Below are 523 nucleotides of genomic sequence, written 5' to 3' on the forward strand. Positions count from 1 at the left end.
TACTCAGGACGTTCAGTTATAGTTGTTGGACCAGAACTTAAATTCTATCAATGTGGTCTTCCAAAGAAAATGGCACTTGAATTATTCAAGCCATTTGTAATGGATAAATTAGTTAAAGAAGGTCACGCACATAATATAAAAAGTGCTAAGTCTATAGTTGAAAAAGTCAAACCAGAAGTTTGGGATGTATTAGAAGATGTAATAAAGAGTCATCCGGTTCTTCTAAACCGTGCCCCTACTCTTCATAGATTAGGTATACAAGCATTTGAACCAGTTTTAGTTGAAGGTAAGGCTATAAAGCTACACCCACTTGTATGTACAGCATACAATGCCGACTTTGACGGAGACCAAATGGCTGTCCATGTACCTTTATCAGTAGAAGCACAAGCTGAAGCTAGATTCTTAATGTTATCTATAAATAACATACTTGCTCCTAAAGATGGCACTCCAATAACTACTCCTTCTCAGGATATGGTTTTAGGATGCTACTACTTAACGATAGAAGAGCAAGATTATGCTCCAG

1 pseudogene is annotated in these 523 nt (G+C 36.9%); it reads left to right on the forward strand.

What is annotated here, in order from left to right:
* Positions 1–523: pseudogene (locus tag RR876_RS17340) on the forward strand (DNA-directed RNA polymerase subunit beta'); the annotation flags it as partial.

Origin of the sequence: Acinetobacter sp. (assembly GCF_036666595.1) — a bacterium.
Lineage (GTDB): Bacteria > Pseudomonadota > Gammaproteobacteria > Pseudomonadales > Moraxellaceae > Acinetobacter.